This window comes from Mesorhizobium sp. P3_A2 (genome assembly GCF_056403115.1).
The window spans coordinates 111697-138109 of sequence record NZ_JBFUGC010000005.1; the positions used below are offsets into that span (position 1 = coordinate 111697).

Genomic DNA, 26413 nt, shown 5'->3' on the forward strand with positions numbered 1-26413 from the left:
TCGAGGGAATCTTGCTACGCTGCACCAAAAATGTTGCAGTGCAGCAAGACCTGTACTAACGTCTGCGCGGGTGGGCCAAACAGCGGTCGAATTTCATGCTGCATGTCTTGTGCCTCGCGCACGACGTTTTCCGCCCGGCTGTCGTCAGGGGCACACCAGCTCCCCGCACGGGCGCATCCTGCCGATGAAGATTTGCTTCGTAGTCGACAAGTTTCCCTCATTGTCCGAGACTTTCGTTCTCGACCAGATAGCCGGGTGCCTTGAGCGCGGCATGGAAGTCGGTGTGGTTTGCAACGAGACGTCCTTCGGCAAGGACCGCAATATCGACGATCCGCGCTGGCAGGCGCTGCCAGGAAAGGTCGTATGCTGGTGGGGCGGTCTGGGTCGCTATCGCCCGCTGCTCAGGAAGTGGTCCGGCAGGTTCTGGGACAAGCTCTCGACGGCCATCGACATTGCTCACGCGCGAAAATTGCAGGGCGCCGACGTCATCGTCGCCCACTTTGGCAACAACGGCATGCGTGTGGCGCGCGCCATCAAGCGCGGCAGGATTTCCGCTCCCCTGGTGACGATATTTCACGGCCGCGATGTCGGCGAGCCGCTGCATGACAATACGCTCGCGCGCTACAAAATCGTGTTCGAAAAGGGCGTTCTTCAACTGCCGGTAAACGCATTTTTCCGCGATGCCTTGATTGAGGTCGGTGCATCGCCCGAGCAGGTTGTGGTTCATCATATGGGGGTGCGGCCAAATGAGATCGACTACCAATGGCGCTCGTGGGAGCAGGCCACGCTCTCTTTCATCTCGGTCTGCCGCCTGACCGAAAAGAAGGGCATCGAATATGCGCTTCGCGCGCTTGCCGGCCTGCCGCGCCGCGACTGGGTCTATTCGGTGATCGGCGGCGGCGAACTTCTTGAGGAGTTGAAGGCGATCGCTACAAATCTCGGCATTGCCGACAGGGTGAGTTTTCTTGGGTCCCGCCCGCACAGCGAAGTCAAGCAGCGTCTGCGCGATGCGCATGTGTTCCTGCTGCCCAGCGTCGGCGCGCGCGATGGCGATCTGGAAGGCATTCCGGTTTCGCTGATGGAAGCGATGGCCGCCGGCCTGACAGTGGTCAGCACATATCATTCCGGGATTCCCGAACTGATCGATGATCACAAGACAGGCTTTCTCGTGCCTGAGCGGGACGTTGCGGCGCTGACCGGGAAACTTGCCTGGATCGCTGAGAACCCGAAGCCGTGTGAAGAGATCGCCCTCGCTGCGCGCAAGAAGATCGAGGCGGAATTCAACTCCGATCTGCTGAACCAACATTTCGTGGAAATCGCCATGCAGCTTGGCGAAACGAGGTCGCTTGCATGAACGCCAATCCACCCCCCCAGTTCGGTCGTGTCGCCCTGCGCGGCGGGCTGGTTACCATCGGCGCCCAGGGCTTCAAGATGGCGATCCAGTTTCTCTCCGTCATCGTGCTCGCCCGTCTGCTCGTTCCCGAGGATTTCGGTCTGGTGGCTTCCGTCGGGCCGATCGTGGCCTTTGTCGGACTGCTTCAGAATCTGGGCCTGCAGCAGGCTGTGGTTCAGCGCAAGGACATCACCAACCAGCAGCTCAACCAGGTGTTCTGGATCAGCGCGCTCGTCGGGCTGGGCAGTGCCGTGGTGGTCGTCGGCCTGGCGCCTGCCATCGCCGCGTTCTATGGCGATCAACGGATGACCGGCATCACTCTTGGCTCCGCCCTGCCGCTGCTTCTCGGCAGTCTGGCCGCGGTGCCGCTGGCGTTGATGAATCGCCACCTGCAGTTCGGCCAGCTCGCACTGAACGACGTGATAAGCGCCGCCGCCGGACTTCTGGCCGCCGCGATCGCGGCCTATGCGGGGCTCGGCTACTGGTCGCTGGTCATCGGTCCGGCGGTTTCGGCGGTTGTCGCCCTGGCCGCCGCCTGGCGGGTGGCGCGATGGACGCCGTTGCGGCCGGACCTGAAAGTCGACGCCGACATATTGTCGTTCGGCGCCAACCTGACCGGCTTCAACCTCGCCAACTTCTTCTCGCGCAATCTCGACAACATTCTCATCGGAAAATATTCCGGCGCGATCGAGCTCGGCTATTACGACCGCGCCTACAAGCTCTTGCTGTTCCCGCTGCAGAACATCAACCAGCCGCTGACGCGGGTGATGGTGCCGCTGCTCAGCCGCATCCACGACGACAAGGCGCGCTTTCGCGATATCTATGTGCGCACCAACTGGATGCTGGCGGCCGTTACCATGCCGGGCATCGCCGCGTTGACGCTGACCTCCGATCAGATCGTCGGACTTCTCTTCGGTGCGGGCTGGGCACCGGTCGCGCCGATCTTTGCCTGGCTTGGCATCGCCAGCCTGGTCCAGTCCGTTTCAAGCACGACGGGGTGGATATTCATCTGTCAGGGCAAGACGAAGACCATGTTCCACTGGGGCATCTACTCGTCGCTGACGACCGTCGCTGCCTTCGTCGTCGGCCTGCACTGGGGCGCCGTCGGCGTTGCCGCGGCCTATGCCATCAGCGGTTACGTGCTGCGCGTTCCGGTGCTCGCGGTACTGGTCCATCGCGTCGGTCCGGTGACAGCCACCGACTTCCTGCTCATGCAGGGGCTTTTCATCGCCTCGTCCCTGCTTGCCTGGTTCTTGTACCTGTGGTTGCCAGCGTCGCTGACCGGCCAGTCAGACCTGCTCGCGGTCTTTCTGGCGCTTGCCCTCAACTACGGCATCGGTCTCGTTTTCATGCTTGCCGTCCCGCAGTCGCGACGCGCTTTGTTCACCACCCTGTCCAACGCCGCGCGCAACATCCGCTGAGCGACTACCGATCAGCGACGCCAGCAGGTTTGTGGCCGACATAGCCGAAGCGTGTTCCTCAAGCACGGCCTGAAGGCTTGTCTTGCGATAGCGGTCGAGATTTCCCGCAAACCGGCCGAGCTTTTCGCGCGCCTCTGCGGGCGTCACGGTGTCGATGTCGAGCAGCACATCGTCGACGCCTATGCGCTTGGCCACTTCCTTGGTCTTGAACTCATAGGCGATCGGCAGCACCGGCGTGCCGACGCAAAGCGACATGATCATCATGTGCATGCGCGTCGCGACGACGAAGTCGAAGCCCTTCACCAGCGCCATCAACTGGTCCGGCGTGTGGAACTCTGCGTCGACGGTCACATGCCTGGCGATCTCAGGATCGAGCTCCGCGACGATCGCCCGCGCGGTCTTGGAATCGTCATGGGCATATTCCGGCACGCCCTGACACGTGGAGACAAAGGTCACCTCCTTGCCAAGGTCCCTGACAAGAATTGTGGCGATCTCGCGGATCGAATCGAGATAGCGGCGCATGCCGCCTTCGCCATCGCTGACGTAGTTCCAGTGGCGTACGGAAATGCCGACACGGCCAGCCGGCGCCGGCGACTGGCTGGAAGCGAGTGACTTGCCGATCCTGTCGGTATCGGCCAGGGCGAATACGGCATCGGCCACCACGTGGCACTTGCCGAGATCCTTCACCAGATCCTGGATATGGGTCCGCGACCGTTCATCGCGCAGCAGGATGAGCGGGCTGCGGTCAAAGATCGGGCCAAGCTCCTGGCGGTTGTAACTTTTGTTGAACGGGCCGAGGGACTGCGTGAAGAAGACCGGATCCTTGCCAAATATGGCATCAAGCCGGAACTGATTGAGGCGTCGTTCGAGATTGTAGTTCTCGACGAGATAGGTTCCCCCTGTCGTGACCACCATGTCCGCGTCGGCGTAAATGTCGAGACCGCGCCGGTCGCCCTGGCTGAAAAAAGTGCCAAGCGCGCTGGTGCCAAACCAGCGCAAAGCCTGGAGAACGAGCCGATTGTAGATCGGCTTGAACCGATCCTTCAGCCCGCTGCCATTCTTGTATCGGAACAGGGACTCCGACAGCAGCTTGTGAAATTCGAGGTCCGGATAATCCTTCTTCGGATAGAGCCTTTCTGCAACCTCGGGCTGGCTGTCGAACACGGCGAACCGCAAATTGCCCGGCACGATCGTCTTGAGAATGTGGCGGATCGCCAGCAGAATCGCCGCATCTCCGGTATTCAGGCAGACTGTGTTTTCGACGACGATCTTCATGGAATTACCTCATTTCGTCAGCAGGTCCCGCGGCAGGGCCCGCGGTGCTCAAGACGGGCGTAGTGACCGAAAATGCTGCACGCCAGGACAATCCCGATGCGGTCCGCGTCACGATTTAGGGCGTTGCACCGGGCTGGTGGCCAACGCACGGCCCGAGCGGCACTCAAGCAGGTCCGAGATTAGCTGATCAATTTTGCGCTGCAACAAAAAAACGTCCGCCTATTGCTACGGCGCACCAAAAATGTTGCGATGCAGCATCAAGTCGCACCGGCACGACCCAACCATCTGCTCGATATTCGACATAAGCAGCTTTCGCTGCCGGTTTCTTGACTTCACGGGCCGATATCGCTTCGCCTGTAACCGTGAAGGGTCATGACCAATCTGTCCGAGGCTGCCATTGGCTCCCATTTGCCGGCCCAGCGTGTGTCCATGACAGCGCCTGCCGCAACCCAAAGGTCGAAATATGGCTTCATGGGCTGGTTCGGAAAGGCGCCGCCAGTGGTGTCAGCCGGCGTGACGACAGCAGCTTCCTTCCCGTCGATGAAGAAGGCAACGCGTTTCCCGGCCTCATACTCTATGCCAAGGCGGTATCGCTTGCCCGACAGATCCCCAAGCAGAATCCATTTTACCCAAACGCTCTTGTGCTGGTTGTCGACGTCCGCCCAGACGGTGAGCTGCAACCCGTTCGTGCCGACGATCTCAAAATCGATTTCCTCATGGGCTTTGTCGTTGAATGTCCAAAGCGGCGCTGCGATCAACCCTGGCTTCATCGTCGGGAGCGTTACGTCCACTTCCCACCTTGCCGAAGAAGAATCGGATTTGCCGCCGGATATCACCTGCGCGGACGCTTTCTCGCTGACACTAAGCTGGAGTGCGCCGTCGACGATTTTGACGTTCGCGGCCTTCCAGTCATAGCCTCCGAGCTTGGGCTCGCTCCATTGCGACGGCACGAAGGGATTGGTGTATTTCCAGAGCTGGAGCTTGACCGCCGACCAGTCGGGAAGCTTGTCGAGGGCAGCGTCCCCTGCTCCTGCCGCGACGCTCTCCGCCAGCCCCTGTCCAGCAACCGATTGCACTGCCGTGGAGGCAGCCAGAAGCACCAGAAGTTTTCTGCGTGTGCAATTCATGCATGGCCTCCGTTGGCGCCTTTAACCTTTCGGCGGCGACTTCAAGCCGGCCGTTTGATGCAGCCCTTCGACGTATAGCAGCTTACGCGCCGCCTTGATCATTGAGCCGTGCACCAAGGATATGGCAACTTTTCGCCGCACTGCATCAAAAATGTTGCGAAGCAGCAAATGCGATCTCCTTTGCCCCACTCTCCTGGAACAAACCGCCCCTTCTGACCGACGGGCCAATGCGCCACGGCAAAGGAACCGCTGCCGCAACCTTCGGCGGTGCCCGGTGCTCAAGCCGCAGAGGCTGTCCGGATGGGGCGGGGCTGCTCCAGCGCATTCTGTCGGTTCGGCACGAGCGGCGATGATACAATTGGAATGGTTTCAGCCTGCAAGGATTGCGGAGAGGAAACGTCAAGAGCCGGATCGAGTTGCGCCGGATCCGTCGCGCGCTCCAGCGCAACACGATCGTAAAGCGCATCGAGAAATGCACCTGCGGGTTCGGCCGCAAACATGGTTTCCGCCGTCCTGCGGGCTTGGCGCCGTAGCGGCGCCATCAGTTCGGGGTGGCCTATATAGGTCTTCAACCGGTCAATCGCCAAGCAGGCAAGGCGCTCGACTTCATCGCGGAAATATTGGGCAAAATTCGCGTCGCCGCGGAAGTCGTATCCCGGGTTCCACCAATCACCGACCTCGTTCAGCTTCACTGGCAATGAAATCCCGTTGACGCCGTCCTCCAGGAATTCCGGCAGAGCGCAGACTCCCGTCCCAAGAATCGGAGTGTGCTCGGACATCGATTCCAGTGCAGAGTACCCAAACGTATCGCCGAACGTGGCGAGGATGCCGAAATGCGAATTGCGCAGCAATTCTCGCACCGCCTGGTTTGGCAGCACCCCGTGATGTTGGACATTCTTCAGTCCGAGCAGCTTGAGATAGGGGTCGAAGAACCCTGGAGCTGTCGGGTCCGTCCATATGGGACCACCAACCTGGAGACTGGAAACGATGTTCACCCGGATTGGCAAATTCTGCTCCAACGCCTTTTCCGCGATTTTGACCGCAACACATCCGCCCTTTCGGCCGAAATGGGCACCGACGAATGTCAGTACCAGTTCCGCTGCGGTGTCTTGGGACATCGCATCCTCAACCGCGGGCACGACGATATTCGGGTGACGAACCATCAGCTTTGCGGTCAGGAGGTCCAGCTGCGGATTTCCGGCATGCTGGGCCAGAAAACATCTGCGGGCAAAATGCGATAAGGCGATAATGCGGCGGCAGCCGGGGTTCGTGATCCGCGAGACCAGGTAACGCGCCATAAGTCCGCGTTTGCGAAGCGCGAACTGCCGCGGCAAATGGGATTCGAATGACATGATGTACTTCGAGGAATTGACAGGTATCCGATTGAACGCATGCACCATGTCAACGGACAGAGCAGGTTCGATCAGCGTCACACCTTCCAGCTTCGAAGAGATCAGGTTAAACGGCAGAAATCGCTGTCGCAGGATCGTATGTCGGGACGCTCGTGGCGTAACGAAACTGGTCGGATACTTGTCGTCATAGACGGCAATACGAAGAGACTTGCCCATACAGCACCCACCCGTATTTAAACAGTTGGCATCAGGAGTCTTCGCAAGCTATTTCAAAAGTGCAGCTGAGCTGCCATGCGCTCATCATCCCGCACTGCGGCAGAATGCAGCGCGGATCCCCTAGCCAATTCAAAACCCCAACTTCCCTAGGGTGAATTCAACATCATTTTTTGTTGCGGTGCAACACAATATTAGCAATTGGTTTACCACGATCGCCGGCATCGGAATTTTGATGGTCGGCGTGATCGGATCGCGATTTTGCCGCGCACGGGGGCAAAATTGCCCGAAACTGCCGGCTCCGCATGTCGTACCATTTTCTGCGGCTCACCTGTGTAGCCACTTTTTGCGCTGCCGCCTTCCGGCGATGTATTTGTGCGGCGCGGTAGAGGCGGCTAATTTTGCTACGGTGCACCAAAAATGTTGCGATGCAGCAAAAGCTGCGTTAGCATTCCTTTGGGTGGGCCAATAGTGGTCGAGTTTTCATGCTGCATGTCTTGTACCTTGTGCACGACGTTTCCGACCCGGCCGTGCGCCGGCGGATCATAATGCTCAGGGCAGGCGGCGCGCGGGTCACATTGGCCGGCTTCCGTCGGACCACAAATGCTGTTCCCGACGTCGAGGGCCTGCAGCCGATCGACCTTGGCGCGACGCGTGACGGCCGATTCGGCCAGCGCATGGCGGCGGTCGCCAAGGCGGCGCTGTCGATAGGCTCGAAGCTTGGGGCGATGCCGAAGCCCGATCTCATCATTGCGCGCAATCTGGAAATGCTGGCGCTGGCCAGACGTGCCAAGGCGGCGTTCCGGGGCGTGCCGATCGTCTACGAATGCCTCGACATCCACCGCCTGGTGCTGCGCAACGACATGCTGGGCAAGGCGCTGCGCACCGCGGAGCGCTATCTCGCCCGCGACGTGAAGCTGCTGGTGACCAGCTCGCCGGCCTTCATCGCCAATTATTTCAAGCCGTTCGGGCAAGTCGCAGCTCCGGTGGAGTTGGTCGAAAACAAATATTTCGAAACCGCGCCGGTCTCCACGGACGATCGCTTGAAGGCCGAAAACCCTGTCGCGCCGCCGTGGCGCATCGGCTGGTTCGGCGCGCTGCGCTGCCGCCGCTCGCTGGAACTGCTGGCCGATTTCACCCGCCGCCAGGGAGGGCGCTTCGAGGTGGTCCTGCGGGGCCGTCCGGCACTCTCGGAATTCCCGGATTTTCACGCGTTTGTCGAAGCCGAGCCCTATCTCTCTTTCCATGGCCCCTACCGCAACCCGGAAGACATGGCGACGATCTACGGCGAAGTGCATTTCTCCTGGGCCATCGACTTTTTCGAGGAAGGGCAGAATTCGGAATGGCTGCTGCCCAACCGTCTCTATGAGGGCTGCCGCTTCGGTGCCGTGCCGATCTCGATGGGCAACACCGAGACCGGGCGCTTCCTCAACCAGCAGGACATCGGCGTCCTGCTGTCCGACGCCACGCCGCAGACGCTGGAAACCGCGCTCGGCCGCATGGACCAGGAGCGCTTCGGCAAGGCCAAGGCACGCGTGTTGGCCCGCAATCCGCGAACCTGGAGCTACGATCGCAGCGACTGCCGCGCCTTTGTCGACCGGCTGCGCGGCCTGGCGGTTTCACCCGGCTCCTTCGTCACCGAGGCACTGGCTTAGGGATGATTGGCGATGACAAAAATACAGAGCGCGGTAAGGCACCGATGACGCAAACGAAAGCGCTTCCGCCAAGCCTGATCGTTATCCCGTGCCTGAACGAGGCGACGCATATCGGTGCATTGCTCGAGCAACTGAGGCCAGTCGCTGCAAGGCTCGGCGCCTGCATCGTCGTTGCCGATGGCGGCAGCACGGACGGCACTTTGGCCATTGTCGAGGCAGTTGCGGCCAAGGACCCTCAGGTCGTCCTCCTGCACAACCCAAAGCGCATCCAGAGCGCCGCGATCAACCTCGCCGTCGCCAGCTACGGCGTCGGCGCCGAGTATCTGATCCGCATCGACGCCCATGGCGGCTATCCCGCCGATTATTGCGACCGGCTGGTCGAGGAGGCGCTGGCCACATCAGCCGATTCGGTCGTCGTCTCGATGTTGACCAGCGGCAGCGGCGCGGTGCAGAAGGCAGTCGCGGCGGCGCAGAATTCCAAGCTTGGCACCGGCGGCTCCAAGCACCGGCACCTCTCGGCCGGCGAATGGGTCGACCACGGCCATCACGCGCTGATCCGGATCTCGGCCTTCACCGCGGTCGGCGGCTATGACGAGACCTTCAGCCACAATGAGGATGCCGAGCTCGACTACCGGCTGCGCCAGGCCGGCTACCGCATCTGGATGAGCGGTAAGACGCAGATGGTCTACTATCCGCGTTCCTCGCTGAAGGGCCTGTATTTCCAATATCTCGGCTATGGCCGCGGCCGCGCCAAGAACGTGCTCAAGCACCGCATGATCCCGAAGGTCCGGCAGATGATCCCGCTGCTGGTGGCGCCGGTCGTTCTTCTCGCGGCATTTTCCTTCATCCACTGGCTGGCGGCGGTGCCGCTGCTGGTCTGGGCCTCGGTCTGTCTCGGCTATGGCGTCTGGACCGCGATTGCCCAGCGCAACCCCAACAATGTGCTGACCGGCATTTCGGCGATGGTCATGCATTTCGGCTGGTCGGTCGGGTTTTGGCTGCAACTGCTCGGGGCGCGATCGCAGCGCAAGGTGGCGTCATGAGCATGGCCGCCAGGGATCGCCGCATCGACATCTGCGTCTGCACGTTTCGCCGGCCGGAACTGGCCGAAACGCTGCGCTCGCTCGCTGCCATGAACATGCCTGCCGGCTTCGGCATCGGCGTCATCGTTGCCGACAATGACGACGAGCCGACCGCACAGGCGCTGGTGACCGAGCTGGCGCGGGAATTGAAGCTGGTGGTCCGCTACCGGCACGCCCCGGCACGCAACATCTCGGTCGCCCGCAACGCCTGTCTTGACACCAGCACGGCGGATTTTGTCGCCTTCATCGACGATGATGAGACCGCCTCCGCGCAATGGCTTGCCGAGCTGGTCGCCACCGCCGAGACGAGCGGCGCCGAGGCCGTGCTCGGCCCGGTGCGGGCGCTCTACCGCGCGGACGCGCCGGACTGGATGCGCAAGGGCGATTTCCATTCGACCTTGCCGGTCTGGGTGCAGGGCGAAATCCGCACCGGCTACACCTGCAACGTGCTGCTCAGAATGGGCGCCGACAGCCTGCGCGACCGGCGTTTTAGCCTGGCGCGCGGCCAAAGCGGCGGCGAGGACACTGAATTCTTCGATCGGATGGTCAGGGACGGTGGCCGCATCGCCTTCGCACCGGAAGCCTGGGTCGAGGAAGTAGTGCCTTCCGCCCGTGCCGCGTTCGACTGGCTGCGCCGCCGCCGCTTCCGCTTCGGCCAGACACATGGCCACCTCATCGGCCAAAATGCCGGTGCTGCCAGACGCGTGAAGGACGTCGGCCTTGCCTCGGCCAAGGCCGCCTACTGTTTCGGCATGGCGGCGCTCACCGCGATCAGCCCGGTTCGCCGCAACCGCAGCGTGCTGCGCGGCATCATGCATGTCGGCGTCGTCAGTGGCCTGGTCGGTATCAGCGAGATTCGCCAATACGGCCTGCCTTCGCCACAGCAAGGAGGCAAGCGTGCAGCCTGACGTCTCCTTTGTCATCGCCGCGTACAATGCCGCGGCCACGCTTGACCGGGCGATCGTCAGCGCCATGGCCCAGCGCGATGTGAGCGTCGAAATCATCGTCGTCGACGACCAGTCGCGCGACAACACGCTCGACGTCGCAAGAGCCTACCCGCAGGACACCGTCCGCGTCGTCGCATTGCCCGCAAACCGCGGACCGGGCGGCGCCAGGAATGCCGGGCTCGAGCTGGCTTCCGGCCGCTGGGTCGCGGTGCTCGATTCCGACGATGCCGTCCTTCCCGGGCGGCTTTCCGCCATGATCGCGCGGGCGGAAAAGGCAGGCGCTGTGATCGCCGTCGACAACCTCCAGGTGGTGCGCGAGGACGGCGTTGCCGAAGCGACGATGTTTCCCGCCGAATATCTGGAAGGCCTGCGTGAGATCACGCTCGCCGACTACATCGCCGGCAACATCGTTTTCGAATCCACGTTCAATCTTGGCTATCTCAAGCCGATCTTCCAGCGCCGCTTCCTGACCGAAAACGGGCTCCGCTATGATGAAAATCTGAGCATCGGCGAGGATTACATCCTGCTCGCCAACGCACTGGCCAAGGGCGGCAAATGCGTGGTCGAGCCGACGACCGGCTATATCTACCACATCCGCACAGGCTCGATCTCGCGTGTGCTCGAACTTCACCATGTCGAGGCGATGCGAAAGGCCGATGCGGTCTTCGCTGAGACCAATTCCATGGACGCGGCTGCCGCGGCCGCCTTCGCCAGGCGCGCCCGCAGCCTGCGCAAGGCGGCATCGTTCCTGTCGCTGGTCCAGCACATCAAGGCGCGCTCGCCGTTGAAGGCGATACGCACCGCGCTAAGTGATCCGGCAGCTGTCAGGCATATGTCGATGCCGATCGCCGTCCGGCTGCGGAGGGTTGCGGCACAGTTTGCCGTGGGGACGGGGAGATGAAGCATGCGGGCCAGAGCATGATCCCGAAAAGTGGGAACCGGTTTTCTCGGACAAAACGGTTCCCGTTTTGTCCGGAGATCATGCTCCAACAGTGAATCGGCCGGCGATAGGTAGAAATCTTTTCTCTCAAGAAGGAATACCAGATGCAGAAAGTCAGGAAGGCAGTCATCCCGGTGGCGGGGCTCGGAACACGGTTCCTGCCGGCGACCAAATCGATGCCCAAGGAAATGCTGCCCGTGGTCGACCGGCCCGTCGTCCAATATGCGGTAGACGAGGCCTTCGAAGCCGGTATCGAGCACGTTGTGTTCGTCACCGGCCGCAACAAGGCTGTCATCGAGGACTATTTCGACCTGCATCCTGAACTGATCGGAACGCTTGAGCAGACCGGCAAGAAGACCCAGCTGGAGGCGCTCGAAAGCATGCTGCCGGTGGCCGGCGCCACCAGCTTCATCCGCCAGCAGTCGCCGCAGGGCCTCGGCCATGCCGTGTGGTGCGCACGCGAAGTCATCGGCGACGAGCCGTTTGCGCTCCTGCTTCCCGACATGGTGTCGTTCGGCGGCCGCGGTTGCCTCGCCGAAACCATGGATCTCTACCGCCAGACCGGCGGCAACGTCATCGCCGTCGAGCGCTGCGACCCGTCTGAGACCAGCAAATATGGCATTGTCGGCCGTGGCACTGAGGCCGGCAGCGGCTTCGAGGTGACGGCAATGGTCGAAAAGCCGGCGCCGGCCAATGCGCCGTCGAACTATTATATCAACGGCCGCTACATCCTGCAGCCCGAGATATTCTCACTGCTGGGCAATCAGCAGCGCGGCGCCGGCAACGAAATCCAGCTCACCGACGCCATGGTCCGCTTGGCGAAAAGCCAGTCTTTCTATGCCCAGCCCTTCAACGGCCGCATGTTCGATTGCGGCTCCAAGGAAGGCTTCATCGAGGCCACCATCGCCTTCGCGCTGGCGCGCGACGACATGAAGGGTCCGGTGCTGGAAATGCTGCAGGCGTTCGTGCGGTCGCATGAGCGTCAGGAAGTGGCCGCATAATGCCCATCTTTCGAGGGCATATGCGTTTGGACGATGGCGCAGCTCATGCTTGCGCGCCTGGCCGTTCAGGCCCGGCGCCAGATGGCATGAAGCTTGCGTTGCATACCTTGCCCCCGATCTCCGCAGCTTCGGATGAGACGGGGCCTGACCCCGTCTCGCTCCGGCGCCTGTAACCTAGAATTGGACCGAAGATGAATTATGCCAGCTTTCCTCTCGACAAGAGGATGCCATTGCCCAACACCGATCAGGAAAAGGGTGAAGACTTCATCGACGTCGAGCGCCTGCTTGGCATGGCGGCGCGGCAGGTCAAGGTGGTGGCGGTCTGCGCCATCATCGGCCTGTTCATGGGCGTGCTTTATCTGCAGACCACGCCCAAGCAATACACGTCGGTCGCCAGCGTGCTGATCGACGAAGGCCTGAACAAGGTGGTCGACGACATCTCGGCTACATCCGTCACCATGCAGACCGACGCCGCCCTTCTCAGCCAGATCGAAATCATCAACTCGGCGCGGCTTGCCTCGGTGGTGGTCGACAAGCTGAAGCTTGACCAGAACGCAGAATTCATGAACCCGCCGCAATCAGCCCTGGCCAAGGGCATCGGCTTCGTGCGCGGCGTGGTCGGCTATTTCCGCTCAAGTTCCGCCGACCAGATTCCCGGCATGGAAAATATCGATGAAGCGACGCGCCAGGCGATGATGCAGACGGCGCGCCATGACTATGCCGTGCTGAAGCTGCAGAGCGAGGTGCTGGCACAGCGCACCGGCCGCAGCTATGTGATTGCCATCGGTTACCAATCGACAAATCCGGCGCTGGCCACCGCCATCACCAAGGCCTATGCCGACGCCTATCTCGCCGACCAGCTCAACGCCAGCTTCGACGCCACCGAGCGCGCGGCGGTTTGGCTGCAGGGCCGGCTGACCGAACTTCGGCAAAACTCGCAGGCAGCGGCGCTCGCGGTCGAGAAGTTCAGGTCCGAGCACGGCCTGGCCGCCAACAGTGACGGCCAGCTGATCAGCGACAAGCAGATCGCCGACCTCACCGCCCAGCTGATCGTCGCGCAGGCCGATACGGCGCGCGCCGGCGCCCGCTACCAGCAATACAAGGCCATCGTCGAAAGCGGTTCCGACAACGCCTTCAACGATTCCGCCATATCGAGCGACCAGCCGGCGAGCTCGGTCATTGCAACGCTCAAGACCCGCTATCTCACGGTCGCCAAGCGACTGCAGGACGTGACGGCCAATTTCGGCGCCGAGCATCCGCAAGCCGTGGCGCTGACCAAGGAGAAGGCCGATCTGTCGACACAGATTTTCGGCGAGTTGAAGCAACTGACCGAAAGCTATCGCAACGAATATGAAGTGGCTCTGTCGCGCGAGACGGCGTTGAGGCAGAAGATCGCCGACGCCGCCGGCAAGAGCTCCGTCGACAACCAGTCGCAGGTCAAGCTGCGCGAACTCGAGCAGCAGGCGCAGGCGCTGACCACGCTCTACCAGACCTTCCTCGGCCGCTATGAGGAAGCCTCGCAGCAGCAGTCCTTCCCGGTCGGCAAGGTCCGCATCATCTCGGATGCGTCAGCACCGCTTTCCGCCTCGAGCCCGCGCACCTCCAGGGTGCTGGCGCTTGCACTGGTGCTTGGCGTGCTGCTCGGCGCCGGCTTTGGCGGCCTTAACGAGTTCAACGAGCGGTTCTTCAGGACCGGCGAGGACGTTCGCGATCGCGTCGGCCTCAAATTCCTCGGCTATCTGCCGACGATCGGCGGCAGGCTGAGCAAGGACGCCGATGAGGGTGCGGCGGATGCCAAAGGCACCAACACCTTGTCGGCGGCCGAGAAACGGGCGCGCATGCGGGTCAGCGTTGATGCGCCGGCCTCGATGTTTTCCGAAACGCTGCGCAACGCCAAGATCGCCTTCGACGTCGTCATGGAAGGGCAAGGCAGCCGGGTCATCGGCGTGATCTCGATCCTGCCTGGCGAGGGCAAGTCGACGGTCGCCGCCAATCTGGCTGGATTGCTTGCCGCCAACGGTTCGAAAACCCTTTTGATCGACGCCGATCTGCGCAATCCGGGCCTCAGCCGCAACCTCGGCATGGAGGCCGAGCAAGGGCTGATGGAAGCCGTGGTCAACGGCCAGACCTGGCAGTCGGTCGGAAAGGTCGACCGCCAGACCAAGCTGGCGATCATCCCGGCCGTGCTGCGCGGCCAGTTCTCGCACACTAGCGAGCTGCTTTCGTCGGCCGGCATGCGGCGCTTCATCGACAACGCCAAGGAGACATTCGAGTACATCGTCGCCGACCTGCCTCCGCTCGGCCCCGTGGTCGACGCCAAGGCCTTCGCGCCGCTGGTCGACGGCTTCGTGCTGGTCGCCGAATGGGGCCGCACGCCGCGCGCCATGGTGCGCTCGCTGCTGGAGCAGGAGCCCTATGTTGCCAACAAGATCGTCGGCGCCGTGCTCAACAAGGTCGACCTGAAGAAGCTTGCGAAATACGGTTCGCTCGGCGGCTCGGAGAAATTCTTCGACCGCTATTCGACCTATTATCTCGAAAAGTCGGATCTGCGCGCCAAGAAGGCCGCTTAGAGCCGGCGCAGAACGAGTTCAAGCAGGCCAGCGTTAAACGCTGGCCTGGCCGGAATGCCGCCTCTCATCCTCGCGCGCCTGGCAACTGTCAGGAAAAGATCAGCTTGCCGAACTTGTCGGCGATCCTGACGGCGGTCAGCCGGCCGCTGTGAAAGGCGCCCGTGTCGATGTCGAGCCTCCGTCCATCGAGCCGGGGGATGTCGACCGGCGTGTGCCCGTGCACAACAAAGCGGTCCAGCAGATGGGCAGCGTCGAAGAACTCGTCGCGGATGTTGAGCAGATCCTGCTCGTCCTGCGCCACAAGGTCGATGCCCGGCCTGATGCCGGCATGGACGAAGACGAATTTGTCCGAACAGAGTAATACCGGCAGGCTACGCAGGAAGTCGATATGATCGACCGGGATGACCTCCCTTATGCGCCTGTCGACCTCGTCGCTGGATGCATAGAGGCTGCTCAGTCGCTCCGGGTCGACGCCGTAGGAAAACAGCGTCTCGCGGCCGCCGACCGCCAGCCAGCGGTCCCGCGACAGATAGCCGTCGAGATAGTTCAGCATCGCCACTTCATGGTTTCCCGCCAGGCAGACGCGCAAAAACCCTTTCGGCGGCGGCGCCAGCAGATGATCTAGCACGCGCGCCGATTGCCGCCCGCGGTCGATATAGTCGCCAAGCATGACGATGATCTTGCGCCCGCGAAATTGCAGCCCGTCGAGCGCGATCTTCTCTTCCAGCGACAGCAATTCTTTGTAGCAGCCATGCACGTCGCCGATCGCGTAGACGACTGTATCCTCCATATCCATTTCCAGGCGCTCGCGCGGCGCCGGCCGAGGGGGTCTGGATCGCTGAAACAAGGCCACTGGGGCTCGATGCCTGCCGAAAATCGTGTTTCGTTTCCACGGGCGCGCCTTTGTGACGCGCCGCAAACCCGTGGATACATGGCAGGTGTTGGAAATTCCATAACGGCGGCTGCTTTCGCCGCCGGCCTCAAGGCCCGGTGGTCAGGCGGCGTTCAGGTCGAGCAGCAGCCGGATCCGTGGCTCAGCCGATCGCCACCACGCCTCTGCCCCGGCTCGGCCCCCGCAGCGCGAGTGGTCAGATTCCGATGCCGCGTCCTTTAAGCGCCGCGGTGATCTCGTCGAGGATGACGGGATCGTCGATGGTCGCCGGCATCGTCCATTCTTCCTTGTCGGCGATCTTCTGCATGGTGCCACGCAGGATCTTGCCGGAGCGCGTCTTGGGCAGTCGCTTGATCGTCACCACCGTCTTGAAGGCAGCGACCGGACCGATCCGTTCGCGCACCAGCCCCACCACCTCGCTTTCGATGGCAGCGGCATCGCGGGCGACGCCGGCATTGAGCACGACGAAGCCGAGCGGCACTTGGCCTTTCATAGCGTCGGCGATGCCGATGACAGCGCATTCGGCGACATCGGGATGCGCTGAAAGCACCTCTTCCATGGCGCCGGTCGACAGCCGGTGGCCGGCGACATTGATGATGTCGTCGGTGCGCGCCATGACATAAAGATAGCCGTCCTCGTCGATCATGCCGGCATCGGCCGTCTTGTAGTAGCCGGGGAACTCTTCGAGATAGGCTTGCCGGAAGCGGGCGTCGGCGTTCCACAATGTCGGCAGGCAGCCGGCCGGCAGCGGCAGTTTTACCACCACATTGCCAAGTGTGCCGCGCGGCACTTCATGGCCGGCATCGTCGAGCACGCGGATGTCGTAGCCCGGCATCGGCACGCCGGGCGAGCCGTATTTCACCGGCAGCAGGCCGAGGCCCGCCGGATTGATGGTCATCGGCGATCCCGTCTCGGTCTGCCACCAATGGTCGACCACCGGTACGTTGAGTTTCTGTTCCGCCCATTTGATGGTTTCGGGGTCGGCGCGCTCGCCGGCGAGGAACAAGGTGCGGAATTTGGACAGATCGTATTTCGCAACGAACTCGCCTTTGGGGTCCTGCCCCTTGATGGCGCGGAAGGCGGTTGGCGCGGTGAACAGCGCGACGACCCCATGCTCGGCAATTATTCGCCAATAAGTGCCGGCATCGGGCGTGCCGATCGGCTTGCCCTCGAACAGCACGCTTGTCGCGCCATGCAGCAGCGGCCCGTAGACGATGTAGGAATGGCCGACCACCCAGCCGACATCGGAGGCCGCCCAGAACACTTCGCCCGGTTTGACGCCGAACTCGTTTTCCATGGTCCATTTCAGCGCGACCATATGGCCGCCATTGTCGCGCACGATGCCCTTTGGCTGGCCGGTCGTACCGGAGGTGTAGATGATGTAGAGCGGGTCGGTGGCGAGCACCGGAACGCAGTCGACATTGGCGCCTGCCGCGCGCTCGCGCGCAACTGCGTCGGCAAAATCGATGTCGTAATGCTCCTTCAGATCGCAGCGCAGCTGGTCGCGCTGCAGGATCAGGCAGGCGTCCGGCTTGTGCCGCGACATCTCGATCGCCTTGTCGAGCAGCGGCTTGTAGGCAACGACGCGTCCGGGCTCCAGGCCGCACGACGCCGAAATGATCAACTTCGGCTTGGCATCGTCGATGCGGGTGGCAAGCTCGTGCGAGGCAAAGCCGCCGAACACGACCGAATGCACGGCGCCGATGCGGGCGCAGGCGAGCATGGCGATCGCCGCTTCGGCCACCATCGGCATGTAGATGATGACGCGGTCACCCTTGACGATGCCGCGGTTCTTCAGCACCGACGTCAGCGCCACCACTTCGCGCTTCAGCTCGGCATAGGTGAATTTCTTGACCGTGCCGGTGATGGCGCTGTCATGGATCAGCGCGATCTGGTCCGCGCGGCCGCCGGCGACATGGCGGTCGATGGCGTTGTAGCAGGTGTTGCAGGTGGCGCCGTTGAACCAGCGCCCGTAAACGCCCGCACTGGCATCGAACACGCTGGTCCACGGCGAATACCAGTCAATCGCCTCGGCGGCATCGGCCCAGAACTGTTCCGGGTCGCGTTTCCAGCTGTCATAGACCTCGTGGTAGCGTGACGCCATTCATCCCTCCCTCGGGAAAATTCCCTGTCTTGCAATAGCCTATGCGGGTTTTCCGGGCCATGTCTTCCCCGAAATGCCATGTGGCTCCCGAAATTTGGCGCATAGGCGATCTCGCCTTGGCCACAAATTGCATGCACGATTGCCCGGGTTTGAAATCGGGGCAGGGCGCGCAATGATGGTGCGATACGGGATTGCATTTGCCGTTGGAGCAGCGCTGCTGTTGACGATCGTTTCCGCCGCCCAGGCCGGCGATGCCGCGGCTCGGCGCATCATCGGCTTTTCGCCCGACGGCAATTATTTCGCTGTGACCGGGTACGCACGATAATCCGCGGCCTGCCTTGCGGCAGGCAGCAACGGTTTATGCGCCCCGTGAGGCTCGTGTCGGATATCAGCTCTTAAAGCGGCAAGGCCGCCAGCATCAGGCCGACGCCACCTGCAATCAATATGGCGGCTGCCAGTGCCTTCCGATGGCGTTCGAACGCCGTCGGAGCCCGCTCCCAATTGTAACGCATACTCGTAAGTCTCCCAAAACCCGGCGACTCAATAGCTTACTTAAGGTAAGAAAAGCAACACCTTGACCCTGTCCGACAGCCGGCTTGACGGTTTGCGCACCGACTATTTCTGGGGAGGGTTCCTGCTCTCAGCCTTGCGACGGCGTGGAAGTTACCACAACCCAGGATTGGATGTCTCCACCGTGTTTTGCTTGCGTGTGTCGTAGAGGTGTTGCCGTTGCCGGATTGCCACAGATCGTTTCGACCGGCCTGTTCTCCGTCCCGTCCGCGTAATGGACATCGCCGCATCGCCGCGCTATCTCCTCTTCAGGAAAGAGGTCTGGAGGGGCGCCATGGCCCAAATCGCTTCTGAAATGGTTCTGCGGCTGGCCGACGACGCCTCGGTCCAGCATGTCGGCGATGGCGCTGTCGTGCTCCTCGCACGCAGCGGTCAGCTTTACACCTGCAATGGCACCACGGAAGCCTTTCTCGACAAGGTCGACGGCGCCCGCAGCCTCGACCAGATCGTTGTCCTGCTTTCCGGCGAGTTCGAGGTCGACAAGGATACGCTCGACCAGGACATGGCGGCGCTGGCTGCCGAACTGGTGAGCGAAGGCATTCTCGCCGCCCCGGCTGTGTGATGGCGGACGGTGTTCTCCTGCGCACCCTGTTTCGCGTCCATTTGTGGACAAGTGCGCGGCTGATGCCGGTTCTGATCGGCCGCCGCAGCTTCGAATCGGTGTTGAAATGGGCGCCGCTCAGCGCGCCTGCCCCCTATCGCGGCCTGTCGTCCGCCTACATCGTGGCTGCCGTCAACCGCACCGTCCGACACCCCTGGCTCATGCGCGATCGCAGATGCCTCAGGGAAGGCCTGCTCGCCCACCGCTTCCTGCGCTTTGCCGGCTTCGATCCGGATCTGCGCTTCGGCGTCGATCCAAACTCGATGCAGGCGCCGCGCATGTCCGCCCATTGCTGGGTTTGCCTCGACGGCCGGCCGGTGGTCAGCGACTGCCTGCCCGGCATGGTGCAGATCTATCGCCATCACGCCGATGCCGGAAAGGCGCACGCTGCTTGACCGGTTCGGCGGCCACTTTCTGCTATGACCTCAAGGGCCAGGTCATCAGCATATCGGCCTCGCGGGCCGATCTCTGGCCGAGTTTCGACCTCATGCTCGGCACGTTGCGTGTGGCCGAACCCGTCGAGCCCGCTTTCCGCGTCAACATCGTCGAGACGTCGGCGCTGCAGGAATCGCCTGCCGGCAACCTCGCTTTCGACGGCGAGGTGCCGGAGGAAGGCCATTGCCGGATGATCGACGGCGGCGGCATCGTTCACCTGATCTTTCCCGGCCTGCAGACCGCCTCGATCAACGCCGATGAGGGCCGGGCCGAAATCCGTGTTCATCCCGACGCCAAGGTCAAATGGACGTTGCTGATGATGGTGCTGGATGCCGCCCTCGATGCCGGCGGCCAGCATATGCTCCATACCGCCGGCCTGACGTTGCCCGACCGCGAGGCGCTCGTGCTGATCCATGCGCCGAGCGGCACCGGCAAGTCGACGACCTCGCTGGCGCTGGCATCGCAAGGCTTCGGCCTGTGCTCGGACGACGTCATGATCCTCAAGCTTGCGTCCGACGGCGGTATCACGGCCTGGGGCTTGCCGCGCAAGGTGAAGGTCCACCGCAACACGGCGGCAATGCTGCCTTTCGTGGCTCCCTGCCTTGGCGACAAATGGGATACCAATGGCGAGCAGGCCGTCTCGCTGGAACGTCTCGCCGAGATCATCCGCATCGAGGAGACAGTCGACCGGCCGGTTGTAGCATTGCTTCATCTCGCCCGCTCGGCGGACGCGCAAACCCGGCTGGTGCCGATGGCCAGGACCGACGCCATGGTGGCGCTCGCCGCCGACAATGTCAGGACCGGCATGACCGGCCTTTTGCCGGCGCAGAAGCGCCGCATGGCAACGATCGCGATGCTGGTCAAAGCCGTTCCGACGTTTACGCTGGAAGTCGGCGCGAACCCGGCCGAGGCGGCCCCGTTGATCCGCTCGGCGCTGGCGGCGCGGGACTAAGCACCATTCAGGCGAAATGCGGCTTTGGCCTGGCAAGCCGCTGAACCCAGCGGAAGGCGTCGCGGCGCAGACGCGAATGCATCTTGTCCCTGGAATTGACGCCGAGCAGCGTATCGCCAGTGATGAGCCATTTGGCCAGACGTATCGTGAGATCGGGTTTGATGCGGTCGGCCAGTTCGACCGCGCGCGGTGCATTAAACAGCCGCCCCGTCACATTGAGAACCGTCGCCAGTTCCAGTTCGATGCCGCTCATGCGCGCCGCCTCGAACAGCCGGTCCTCGTCCGCAGGCGAGCGCAGTGCGCGTACGCCTTGCAACACGTCGACGCAAAGCTGCAGCCGGTGGAACTTGTGCCCGCCAGCGGCATGCACGATGGCGATGGTCAGCAGCGCGGCCGGCGTGTCGGCCTCGCCCCCGTCGATGATCTGCAACTCGCGAAAGCCCAGCGAAAGCCGCCGCCGCATGCCGGAATCATGCACCAGATTGCCGTGCAGTTCGATCAGCAGGCTGGTATTCTCCTTCTCCAGCCATTTGAACTCCTGCAGATCCTGCGACTGCGCTTCGCCACTCCAGAGATCGAAGCCGCATCCGGCAATTACGGCATTGGCCTCGACGATGCTGGCCGGCTCAACCAGAATGTCGATGTCGGTGAACGGCCGGTCGGCGGCGTGGCGATAAAGCTTGCGTGCGAACACCGGGCCTTTGACGATCCGAGCCGGAACGCCCTTCGCCGCCAATGCCTTCATGATGCGATCGCCATGATACTGCAGCAGCATCGACTGGCCGGTCGCCAGGGTCGACTGGTCGCGCAGTTCCGACAGTTTCTGTTGCAAGGCGGCGTCGACCGGCAGTTGGGCGTCGCCGATTTCCCTGAGCTTGCGCAGCATGATCGGCAGCACGCCGTGGAACTCGGCATTGGCGAGCAGTGCCAGCAAGGTTTTGGCAGCAACGTCACTGCCAACAGCAGCCGACGCCTCCGGGTCGGCGAAGGTCAGCAGCAGTTTTTCATCGGCAGGCGTAAGTGGTGGCAGCATCAACCCGGATGACGTTGGCTTCTGGAAGGGCGTATGTTGCAGAAAAGCATGCATGAAGCCAGCATAGGGTCGCAGAACCGGGCTCATGAATTGACTTTCTACCGTTTCCGTCCATTCTTTTTCGTTGGACTCAAAGGGTGTTTGGAAATGATCAAGAAAAAGTATGAGGCGCCTGTGCTGCGCAAGGCGGGAAAATTGTCCAGTCTGGTGGCCGGTGGAGCGTCGAAGGCACTTTAAGACTTCTGAGACTTCGGTTTGGCTGAGGCCAGATACCGGTGTCCTTGTCGGGGCCACCACTGGAGTTGCCGACAAAGGGGGAATGAAATGACCAAGAAGCAATACGAAGCGCCGGTGCTGCGCAAGGCGGGCAAGCTGTCCAGCGTGACCGCGGATAACGGTGCGTCCGGTCCGGCGGGCTAAGCGGCAAGTTTCATAAGACCGCCTGATCGAGGTATCGGGCAAAGCCTCTCCGTTACATTCCCCAGCGCAGCGCCGCCGTATGCACCGGCGCGTCCCACAAGCCCGTCATTTCGCCGTCCAGCATGGTCAGCGTGATCGAGCAGCCAGCCATGTCCAGAGATGTCACATAGGATCCGACCAGCGAACGGGTCACCGTCACGCCGTGCTTTTCAAAGATTGTGCGGGCGCTGTTGTACATCAGGTAAAGCTCCATCAGCGGCGTGCCGCCGAAGCCGTTGACGAACAGCAGCGCCGGGCCTTTCGCCCTGTCACGGAGATCGCCCAGGATCGCGGCGCAAATTTCGCCGGCGATCGCATCGGCGCTTTTCAATGTATCGCGACGCCGGCCGGGCTCGCCATGGATGCCGACGCCGAATTCCATCTCGCCATCGCCAATGTCGAAGGTCGGCTTGCCCGCCGCCGGCACGGTGCAGCTGGTCAGCGCCACGCCCATTGAGCGCGTTGCGCCGTTGACGCGATCGCCGAGCGCCTTGAGCTGCGTCAGCGCCATGCCTTGCTCGGCGGCGGCGCCGATGACCTTTTCGACCACTAGCGTGCCGGCAACGCCGCGCCGGCCGGTTGTATAGGACGAGTTTTCGACCGCGACGTCGTCATTCGTCACAACCTGCAGGACGCCGTCGGCCATCTCGGCGGCCATGTCGAAATTCATCACGTCGCCTTCATAGTTCTTGACGATGAACAGGCAGCCGGCACCGGTGTCGACGGCTGTGGCCGCCGCCAGCATCTGGTCCGGTGTCGGCGAGGTGAACACCTGGCCGGGGCAGGCAGCATCCAGCATGCCGTGGCCGACAAAGCCGGCGTGCAGCGGCTCGTGGCCGGAACCGCCGCCTGAGATCAGCGCCACCTTCCCCGGCTTCAGCACCTTGCGGCGGATGAATTTGTGCTCGTCACCGAGCACTAGAATGTCGGCATGGGCGGAAACGAAGCCATCGAGGCTTTCGCTCAGCACCGTGTCGACGGAATTCATAAACTTCTTCATGTGTCCTCCCGACACGAGACGATCAGCCACCACTCCTGCCGGTGATGCTGGTGATCTTCTGGATGAATTCGTTGATCGCGCGGTCGAGCGCCGCATTCTGCTTGTCGTCGCCGAAATCGGGCACGATCAGCGAGACATGCCGCGTCTTGCGCATGCCTGCGGCGATCGACATTTTGCCGGGATGCGCCAAATGGTAGGCGGCGAGAAAGTGGTCGCGCTCGACTGGGCTGAAATGGCAGACGGAAAAAATAGCCGGCAAATGTTTTGAAGGAATCGGGATCGAATAGGCCGCGCTGGAGATTTGCGTCACGAAGCTGCGGTGCTTGCCCAGCGCATCGGCAAGGCGCTGGCGCATGCCCGACGGGCGCTGGTCGATGACCTGCGACAGGATCGTCTTGTAGGCGCGGATCGCCTCTTCGGAACCGGGTTCTGGTGTCTTGTCGACCATCTCAGCCACGCCTAGATCGCAACATCGGCTATAGCCGCCTTGGCCATGGCGAGTTGTGCCGGAGCGACCGAGAGATCGCGCAGGCCGGCCTCGATCAGCGCCGGTATCGCCGCAGGGTCGCCGCCGGCATCGCCGCACAGGCTGACCGGAATCTTTGCGCGCAAGCCGAACGCGGTCACTTCCGCAATGAGCCGCAGCACGGCCGGATGTCGCACCGAATTGAGATGCGCCACGGCAGAGTTGTCACGGGCGGCCGCCATCACATACTGGGTCAGATCGTTGGAGCCGATCGAGAAGAAGGCGACATCGGCAAACGCCTCCGGCGCGATCGCCACCGACGGCACCTCGATCATGATACCGAGCGGCGGCATTTTTTGCGCGACGCCGCGGGCGACGAGCCCAGCCTGCTCCTCCGCGAACAAAGCGGTGGCGCGCTGGTACTCCTCCGTGACGGCGATCATTGGGAACATCACCTTCAGATTGCCGTGCACCGCGGCGCGCAGCAACGCCCGAATCTGCACACGAAACACGTTCGGCCTTGCCAGCGACAGCCTGATGCCGCGCAGGCCGAGGAACGGGTTGCTCTCCTCGACCGTAAAGCCTGGCACCGGTTTGTCGCCGCCGGCGTCGACGGTGCGGATGGTCACCGGCTTGTCGCCGGCCCATTCCAGCACTTTGCGATAGCAGCTGTATTGCGTCTCCTCGTCCGGCGGCGCCTTGCCGAACAGGAATTCGGTGCGCATCAGCCCGACGCCGTCGCAGGTTGCGATGTCGATGCTGTCGACCTCGGACGGATCGGCGATGTTGACCTGCACGCGCACCGTAGTGCCGGCCTTGGTCACTGCCGGCCTCGCCAGATAGGCTTCGGCCTTGTCGCGGCGTGCCGCAAACGAAGACGACGAACGGCGAAAGGTTTCGATCTCGGCCTTTGAGGGCGCCAATACAATGCCGCCATGTTCGGCATCGAGCAGGGCCAGGCCATCGGGATTAGCCGGCGAAGAGCCAAGCCCCACCACCATCGGCACACCGCGTGAGCGCGCGAGCATGGCAACATGACTGGCGGTGCTGCCGGCCCTTAGCGCGATGCCGCCGCCGGCGCTCCAGTCGGTCTCGAGAAAGCGCGTCGGCGCAATGTCCTCGCCATAGAGAATGGCGCCCGCTGGCGCAGCGCTCTCCTGCTCCTCGGTCAGGGCGCGCAGCACGCGGTCGCGGATATCGCGCATATCGGCAGCGCGCGCCCGGAAATAGTCCTGGTCTGACGTTTCATAGCCGGCAATCTCAACGTCCAACGCCTGCCGCCAGGCCAGGTCAGCCGGCATGCCGGATGCGATCGCGGCGAAGGCCGGACCGGTCAGGGCATCGTCCTCAATCATGGCGATCTGGAACTCAAGGATGCCGGCCGCCTCGCCATCGGCGGTTTCTATCAGGGTCGCGAGCCGACCCGTCGCGCTGACGAGTGCTGCTTCCAGTGCAGCCTTCTCCTCGCCGGCTGTCGCCTTGCCCGTGTAGCGCGCAGGGCCGCGGTCGAGATTGAACAGCGGCCCTTCGGCATAGCCGGCCGAAGCCGAAATGCCTTGCAGCCTAAGCGGTTCGGGCATGGCCCGCGCCCTCGTCGAAATCGCGCCGCACCAGTTCGGCCAGCGCGCTCACGGCATCCTCGGCGCCGTCGCCGGTGGCCCTGATATGCAGCATGGTGCCTTTCGGCGCCCTGGTTGCCATCACCTTGACGATGCTCTTGGCGTCGAACCACGGACCGTTGGCGGCAAGCGCTATTTCCACCTCGGCGGCAAAGCTCTTGGCAAGCTTGGTGAACTTCACCGAAGGGCGCGCATGCAGACCCACCTCGTGGGTGATCAGGACGGTCGCTTCGGCAAATGCGGACATGCGCTCAAAATTCCCGTTCACTCACGACGGCGACAATTCATGCGCCGTCGCCACCACTTCCTTCAGCGAGGCGCCGCCGGACGCCTCGGTCGCCGCCATCACGGCACCTTCGACGATCGGCGCGTTGCAGACGACAATCTTCTGCGCCCGCGGCTCACCGATCATTTCCACCGCCATCTCCGAGTTGGTCTCGGCGCCGCCGAGATCAACGAGGATGGCGACTCCGGCCTCCGACCAGGCCTTTTCGATGGCGCCCATGATCGCCTCGACACTGGTGCCGAGCCCGCCATGGCCGTTTCCGCCGCACCATGCAAGCGGCACTTCGTCGCCCACCATCTGGCGCACCATGTCGGCCGTGCCTTCGGCGACCAGCGGCGAATGCGAGACGATGACGATGCCGACATTGCTCATACGCTTTCCCCGATGGTTTCGGCGACGGTCCGCACCAGCAGCGCAGTCGAACGCGCGCCGGCATCCATATGGCCGATGGAGCGGTCGCCGAGGAATGAGGCGCGCCCGCGCAGCGCCTTCATCGGAATGGTCGCGTCGGCCGCCGCGTCAGCGATATTAGCGATCTCAGAACCTGTCTTTCCATCCGCAAGCGCGTCATGCACCGGCTGCAGCACGTCGAGCATCGTCTTCTGGCCGACCTGCGACTTGCCTCTGGCGGCCACCGCTTCGATCGCCTTGCCGAAGGCAGCTGTCAGGTTGGCGCGATCCGGCTCTGCCGAAATTTCCTTGCCGAACGCCAGGAAAAGCGTGCCGAACAGCGGCCCGGACGCGCCACCCACCGTCATCACCAGCTTGGTGCCGATCCCCTTCAGGGCCTCGGGCAGCAGCTTGGCCGAAAAAGCCTCGGCCTCGTTGCGCACGGCTTCAAAGCCGCGCTTCATGTTCAGCCCGTGGTCACCGTCACCGATCGCCTGGTCGAGCGCGGTCAACTCCTCGGCGTGAGCGGCAATCGTATCCGCGGCGGCCGTGATCAGCCCGACAAGGTCCAACGCCGCCATATCCAAATTCCCGGTTTCGGTCCTGCCGGCAGTATCGAAAGAATTTTCA

The 26413-nt window shown here is 62.7% G+C and carries 24 protein-coding genes and 1 pseudogene; 13 read left to right on the top strand and 12 right to left on the bottom strand.

Annotated features, from left to right (window positions below; translation table 11 throughout):
• Positions 1–70: 70 nt before the first annotated feature.
• Together AC1DXM_RS13445 and AC1DXM_RS13450 are read left to right on the top strand one after the other, a co-directional pair.
• Positions 71–1354: a glycosyltransferase gene (locus AC1DXM_RS13445; RefSeq protein ID WP_477233486.1), complete on the top strand. Its 1284-nt coding sequence runs from the start codon at positions 71–73 to the stop codon at positions 1352–1354.
• Positions 1351–2814, top strand: a complete 1464-nt coding sequence (locus AC1DXM_RS13450) for a lipopolysaccharide biosynthesis protein (protein WP_477233487.1) — start codon at positions 1351–1353, stop codon at positions 2812–2814. Before AC1DXM_RS13445 ends, AC1DXM_RS13450 begins: the two co-directional genes overlap by 4 nt.
• A 225-nt stretch (positions 2815–3039) precedes the next feature.
• On the opposite strand, the pseudogene AC1DXM_RS13455 reads toward AC1DXM_RS13450, so the two are convergent.
• From AC1DXM_RS13455 to AC1DXM_RS13465, 3 genes and pseudogenes are all read right to left on the bottom strand, one after another.
• Positions 3040–4089: pseudogene (locus tag AC1DXM_RS13455) on the bottom strand (polysaccharide pyruvyl transferase family protein); the annotation flags it as partial.
• A gap of 332 nt (positions 4090–4421) precedes the next feature.
• A complete protein-coding gene (locus tag AC1DXM_RS13460) occupies positions 4422–5189 on the bottom strand; it encodes a family 16 glycosylhydrolase (RefSeq protein WP_477233488.1) in 768 nt (255 codons plus the stop codon).
• A gap of 305 nt (positions 5190–5494) precedes the next feature.
• On the bottom strand, positions 5495–6784 hold the full coding sequence (locus AC1DXM_RS13465) for a glycosyltransferase family 4 protein (RefSeq protein WP_477233489.1): 1290 nt from the start codon (positions 6782–6784) through the stop codon (positions 5495–5497).
• 482 nt (positions 6785–7266) lie between these two features.
• Between AC1DXM_RS13465 and AC1DXM_RS13470 the strand changes: the two genes are divergently transcribed.
• The 6 genes from AC1DXM_RS13470 to AC1DXM_RS13495 all read left to right on the top strand — a co-directional run bounded on the left by AC1DXM_RS13470 (position 7267) and on the right by AC1DXM_RS13495 (position 14976).
• Positions 7267–8436, top strand: coding sequence for a glycosyltransferase (locus tag AC1DXM_RS13470; protein ID WP_477233490.1), 1170 nt, complete (start codon positions 7267–7269; stop codon positions 8434–8436).
• Positions 8437–8480: 44 nt separating this feature from the next.
• The gene (locus AC1DXM_RS13475; RefSeq protein WP_477233491.1) at positions 8481–9479 is read left to right on the top strand and encodes a glycosyltransferase family 2 protein; all 999 of its coding nucleotides are present in this window, start codon (positions 8481–8483) and stop codon (positions 9477–9479) included.
• Entirely contained in the window at positions 9476–10426 is a 951-nt protein-coding gene (locus AC1DXM_RS13480) for a glycosyltransferase family 2 protein (RefSeq protein WP_477233492.1), read from the top strand. Before AC1DXM_RS13475 ends, AC1DXM_RS13480 begins: the two co-directional genes overlap by 4 nt.
• Entirely contained in the window at positions 10416–11366 is a 951-nt protein-coding gene (locus tag AC1DXM_RS13485) for a glycosyltransferase (RefSeq protein ID WP_312037241.1), read from the top strand. The genes AC1DXM_RS13480 and AC1DXM_RS13485 overlap by 11 nt, the downstream gene beginning before the upstream one ends.
• Before the next feature lie 143 nt (positions 11367–11509).
• Positions 11510–12406 (top strand): UTP--glucose-1-phosphate uridylyltransferase GalU, encoded by an 897-nt coding sequence (galU, locus tag AC1DXM_RS13490; RefSeq protein WP_477233493.1) that lies wholly within the window; start codon positions 11510–11512, stop codon positions 12404–12406.
• Positions 12407–12597: 191 nt separating this feature from the next.
• A complete protein-coding gene (locus tag AC1DXM_RS13495) occupies positions 12598–14976 on the top strand; it encodes a polysaccharide biosynthesis tyrosine autokinase (protein WP_477233494.1) in 2379 nt (792 codons plus the stop codon).
• A gap of 88 nt (positions 14977–15064) precedes the next feature.
• On the opposite strand, the gene AC1DXM_RS13500 is transcribed toward AC1DXM_RS13495, so the two are convergent.
• Complete coding sequence (locus AC1DXM_RS13500) at positions 15065–15772, bottom strand: metallophosphoesterase family protein (RefSeq protein ID WP_477233495.1); 708 nt, start codon at positions 15770–15772, stop codon at positions 15065–15067.
• A 292-nt stretch (positions 15773–16064) separates the two neighbouring features.
• The gene (locus AC1DXM_RS13505; RefSeq protein WP_477233496.1) at positions 16065–17972 is read right to left on the bottom strand and encodes a propionyl-CoA synthetase; all 1908 of its coding nucleotides are present in this window, start codon (positions 17970–17972) and stop codon (positions 16065–16067) included.
• An 844-nt stretch (positions 17973–18816) separates the two neighbouring features.
• On the opposite strand from AC1DXM_RS13505, the gene AC1DXM_RS13510 reads away from it, so the two are divergent.
• Genes AC1DXM_RS13510 through AC1DXM_RS13520 form a run of 3 tightly spaced genes read left to right on the top strand, consistent with a single transcriptional unit; the run spans position 18817 to position 20530 of the window.
• Complete coding sequence (locus AC1DXM_RS13510; protein WP_477233497.1) at positions 18817–19104, top strand: PqqD family protein; 288 nt, start codon at positions 18817–18819, stop codon at positions 19102–19104.
• Positions 19104–19538 (top strand): lasso peptide biosynthesis B2 protein, encoded by a 435-nt coding sequence (locus AC1DXM_RS13515; protein ID WP_477233498.1) that lies wholly within the window; start codon positions 19104–19106, stop codon positions 19536–19538. The genes AC1DXM_RS13510 and AC1DXM_RS13515 overlap by 1 nt, the downstream gene beginning before the upstream one ends.
• Positions 19535–20530, top strand: coding sequence for a serine kinase (locus AC1DXM_RS13520; RefSeq protein WP_477233499.1), 996 nt, complete (start codon positions 19535–19537; stop codon positions 20528–20530). The genes AC1DXM_RS13515 and AC1DXM_RS13520 overlap by 4 nt, the downstream gene beginning before the upstream one ends.
• Positions 20531–20537: 7 nt before the next feature.
• On the opposite strand, the gene AC1DXM_RS13525 is transcribed toward AC1DXM_RS13520, so the two are convergent.
• Positions 20538–21563 carry a nucleotidyltransferase family protein gene (locus AC1DXM_RS13525; RefSeq protein WP_477233500.1) on the bottom strand — a complete coding sequence of 342 codons (1026 nt, stop codon included), beginning with the start codon at positions 21561–21563 and terminating at the stop codon, positions 20538–20540.
• 33 nt (positions 21564–21596) lie between these two features.
• Here AC1DXM_RS13525 and AC1DXM_RS13530 point away from each other — a divergent pair, with 33 nt between their 5' ends.
• Together AC1DXM_RS13530 and AC1DXM_RS13535 are read left to right on the top strand one after the other, a co-directional pair.
• Positions 21597–21800 carry a hypothetical protein gene (locus AC1DXM_RS13530; RefSeq protein WP_477233501.1) on the top strand — a complete coding sequence of 68 codons (204 nt, stop codon included), beginning with the start codon at positions 21597–21599 and terminating at the stop codon, positions 21798–21800.
• Between the two features lie 87 nt (positions 21801–21887).
• On the top strand, positions 21888–21983 hold the full coding sequence (locus AC1DXM_RS13535) for a lasso RiPP family leader peptide-containing protein (RefSeq protein ID WP_477233502.1): 96 nt from the start codon (positions 21888–21890) through the stop codon (positions 21981–21983).
• A gap of 52 nt (positions 21984–22035) precedes the next feature.
• On the opposite strand, the gene dhaK is transcribed toward AC1DXM_RS13535, so the two are convergent.
• From dhaK to dhaL, 6 genes are read right to left on the bottom strand one after another with little or no spacing between them, the layout of a single operon-like run.
• The gene (gene dhaK / locus AC1DXM_RS13540) at positions 22036–23022 is read right to left on the bottom strand and encodes a dihydroxyacetone kinase subunit DhaK (RefSeq protein ID WP_477233503.1); all 987 of its coding nucleotides are present in this window, start codon (positions 23020–23022) and stop codon (positions 22036–22038) included.
• Positions 23023–23044: 22 nt separating this feature from the next.
• Positions 23045–23470 (bottom strand): hypothetical protein, encoded by a 426-nt coding sequence (locus AC1DXM_RS13545; protein WP_477233504.1) that lies wholly within the window; start codon positions 23468–23470, stop codon positions 23045–23047.
• 11 nt (positions 23471–23481) lie between these two features.
• On the bottom strand, positions 23482–25068 hold the full coding sequence (gene ptsP, locus AC1DXM_RS13550) for a phosphoenolpyruvate--protein phosphotransferase (protein ID WP_477233505.1): 1587 nt from the start codon (positions 25066–25068) through the stop codon (positions 23482–23484).
• Positions 25052–25354, bottom strand: a complete 303-nt coding sequence (locus AC1DXM_RS13555; protein ID WP_477233506.1) for an HPr family phosphocarrier protein — start codon at positions 25352–25354, stop codon at positions 25052–25054. Before AC1DXM_RS13555 ends, ptsP begins: the two co-directional genes overlap by 17 nt.
• Before the next feature lie 21 nt (positions 25355–25375).
• Positions 25376–25765, bottom strand: coding sequence for a dihydroxyacetone kinase phosphoryl donor subunit DhaM (gene dhaM, locus AC1DXM_RS13560; RefSeq protein ID WP_142867578.1), 390 nt, complete (start codon positions 25763–25765; stop codon positions 25376–25378).
• Positions 25762–26364: a dihydroxyacetone kinase subunit DhaL gene (dhaL, locus tag AC1DXM_RS13565; RefSeq protein WP_477233507.1), complete on the bottom strand. Its 603-nt coding sequence runs from the start codon at positions 26362–26364 to the stop codon at positions 25762–25764. The genes dhaM and dhaL overlap by 4 nt, the downstream gene beginning before the upstream one ends.
• Positions 26365–26413: the final 49 nt, after the last annotated feature.

Excerpts from the sequence above, each read along its gene's own strand:
- AC1DXM_RS13450 (WP_477233487.1), top strand. The coding sequence starts at position 1,351 with ATGAACGCCAATCCACCCCCCCAGTTCGGTCGTGTCGCCCTGCGCGGC.
- AC1DXM_RS13465 (WP_477233489.1), bottom strand. The coding sequence starts at position 6,784 with ATGGGCAAGTCTCTTCGTATTGCCGTCTATGACGACAAGTATCCGACC.
- AC1DXM_RS13470 (WP_477233490.1), top strand. The coding sequence starts at position 7,267 with ATGCTGCATGTCTTGTACCTTGTGCACGACGTTTCCGACCCGGCCGTG.
- AC1DXM_RS13475 (WP_477233491.1), top strand. The coding sequence starts at position 8,481 with ATGACGCAAACGAAAGCGCTTCCGCCAAGCCTGATCGTTATCCCGTGC.
- AC1DXM_RS13480 (WP_477233492.1), top strand. The coding sequence starts at position 9,476 with ATGAGCATGGCCGCCAGGGATCGCCGCATCGACATCTGCGTCTGCACG.
- galU (WP_477233493.1), top strand. The coding sequence starts at position 11,510 with ATGCAGAAAGTCAGGAAGGCAGTCATCCCGGTGGCGGGGCTCGGAACA.
- AC1DXM_RS13495 (WP_477233494.1), top strand. The coding sequence starts at position 12,598 with ATGAATTATGCCAGCTTTCCTCTCGACAAGAGGATGCCATTGCCCAAC.
- AC1DXM_RS13500 (WP_477233495.1), bottom strand. The coding sequence starts at position 15,772 with ATGGATATGGAGGATACAGTCGTCTACGCGATCGGCGACGTGCATGGC.
- AC1DXM_RS13505 (WP_477233496.1), bottom strand. The coding sequence starts at position 17,972 with ATGGCGTCACGCTACCACGAGGTCTATGACAGCTGGAAACGCGACCCG.
- AC1DXM_RS13510 (WP_477233497.1), top strand. The coding sequence starts at position 18,817 with ATGGCCCAAATCGCTTCTGAAATGGTTCTGCGGCTGGCCGACGACGCC.
- AC1DXM_RS13515 (WP_477233498.1), top strand. The coding sequence starts at position 19,104 with ATGGCGGACGGTGTTCTCCTGCGCACCCTGTTTCGCGTCCATTTGTGG.
- AC1DXM_RS13525 (WP_477233500.1), bottom strand. The coding sequence starts at position 21,563 with ATGCTGCCACCACTTACGCCTGCCGATGAAAAACTGCTGCTGACCTTC.
- AC1DXM_RS13530 (WP_477233501.1), top strand. The coding sequence starts at position 21,597 with ATGTTGCAGAAAAGCATGCATGAAGCCAGCATAGGGTCGCAGAACCGG.
- AC1DXM_RS13535 (WP_477233502.1), top strand. The coding sequence starts at position 21,888 with ATGACCAAGAAGCAATACGAAGCGCCGGTGCTGCGCAAGGCGGGCAAG.
- dhaK (WP_477233503.1), bottom strand. The coding sequence starts at position 23,022 with ATGAAGAAGTTTATGAATTCCGTCGACACGGTGCTGAGCGAAAGCCTC.
- AC1DXM_RS13545 (WP_477233504.1), bottom strand. The coding sequence starts at position 23,470 with ATGGTCGACAAGACACCAGAACCCGGTTCCGAAGAGGCGATCCGCGCC.
- ptsP (WP_477233505.1), bottom strand. The coding sequence starts at position 25,068 with ATGCCCGAACCGCTTAGGCTGCAAGGCATTTCGGCTTCGGCCGGCTAT.
- AC1DXM_RS13555 (WP_477233506.1), bottom strand. The coding sequence starts at position 25,354 with ATGTCCGCATTTGCCGAAGCGACCGTCCTGATCACCCACGAGGTGGGT.
- dhaM (WP_142867578.1), bottom strand. The coding sequence starts at position 25,765 with ATGAGCAATGTCGGCATCGTCATCGTCTCGCATTCGCCGCTGGTCGCC.
- dhaL (WP_477233507.1), bottom strand. The coding sequence starts at position 26,364 with ATGGCGGCGTTGGACCTTGTCGGGCTGATCACGGCCGCCGCGGATACG.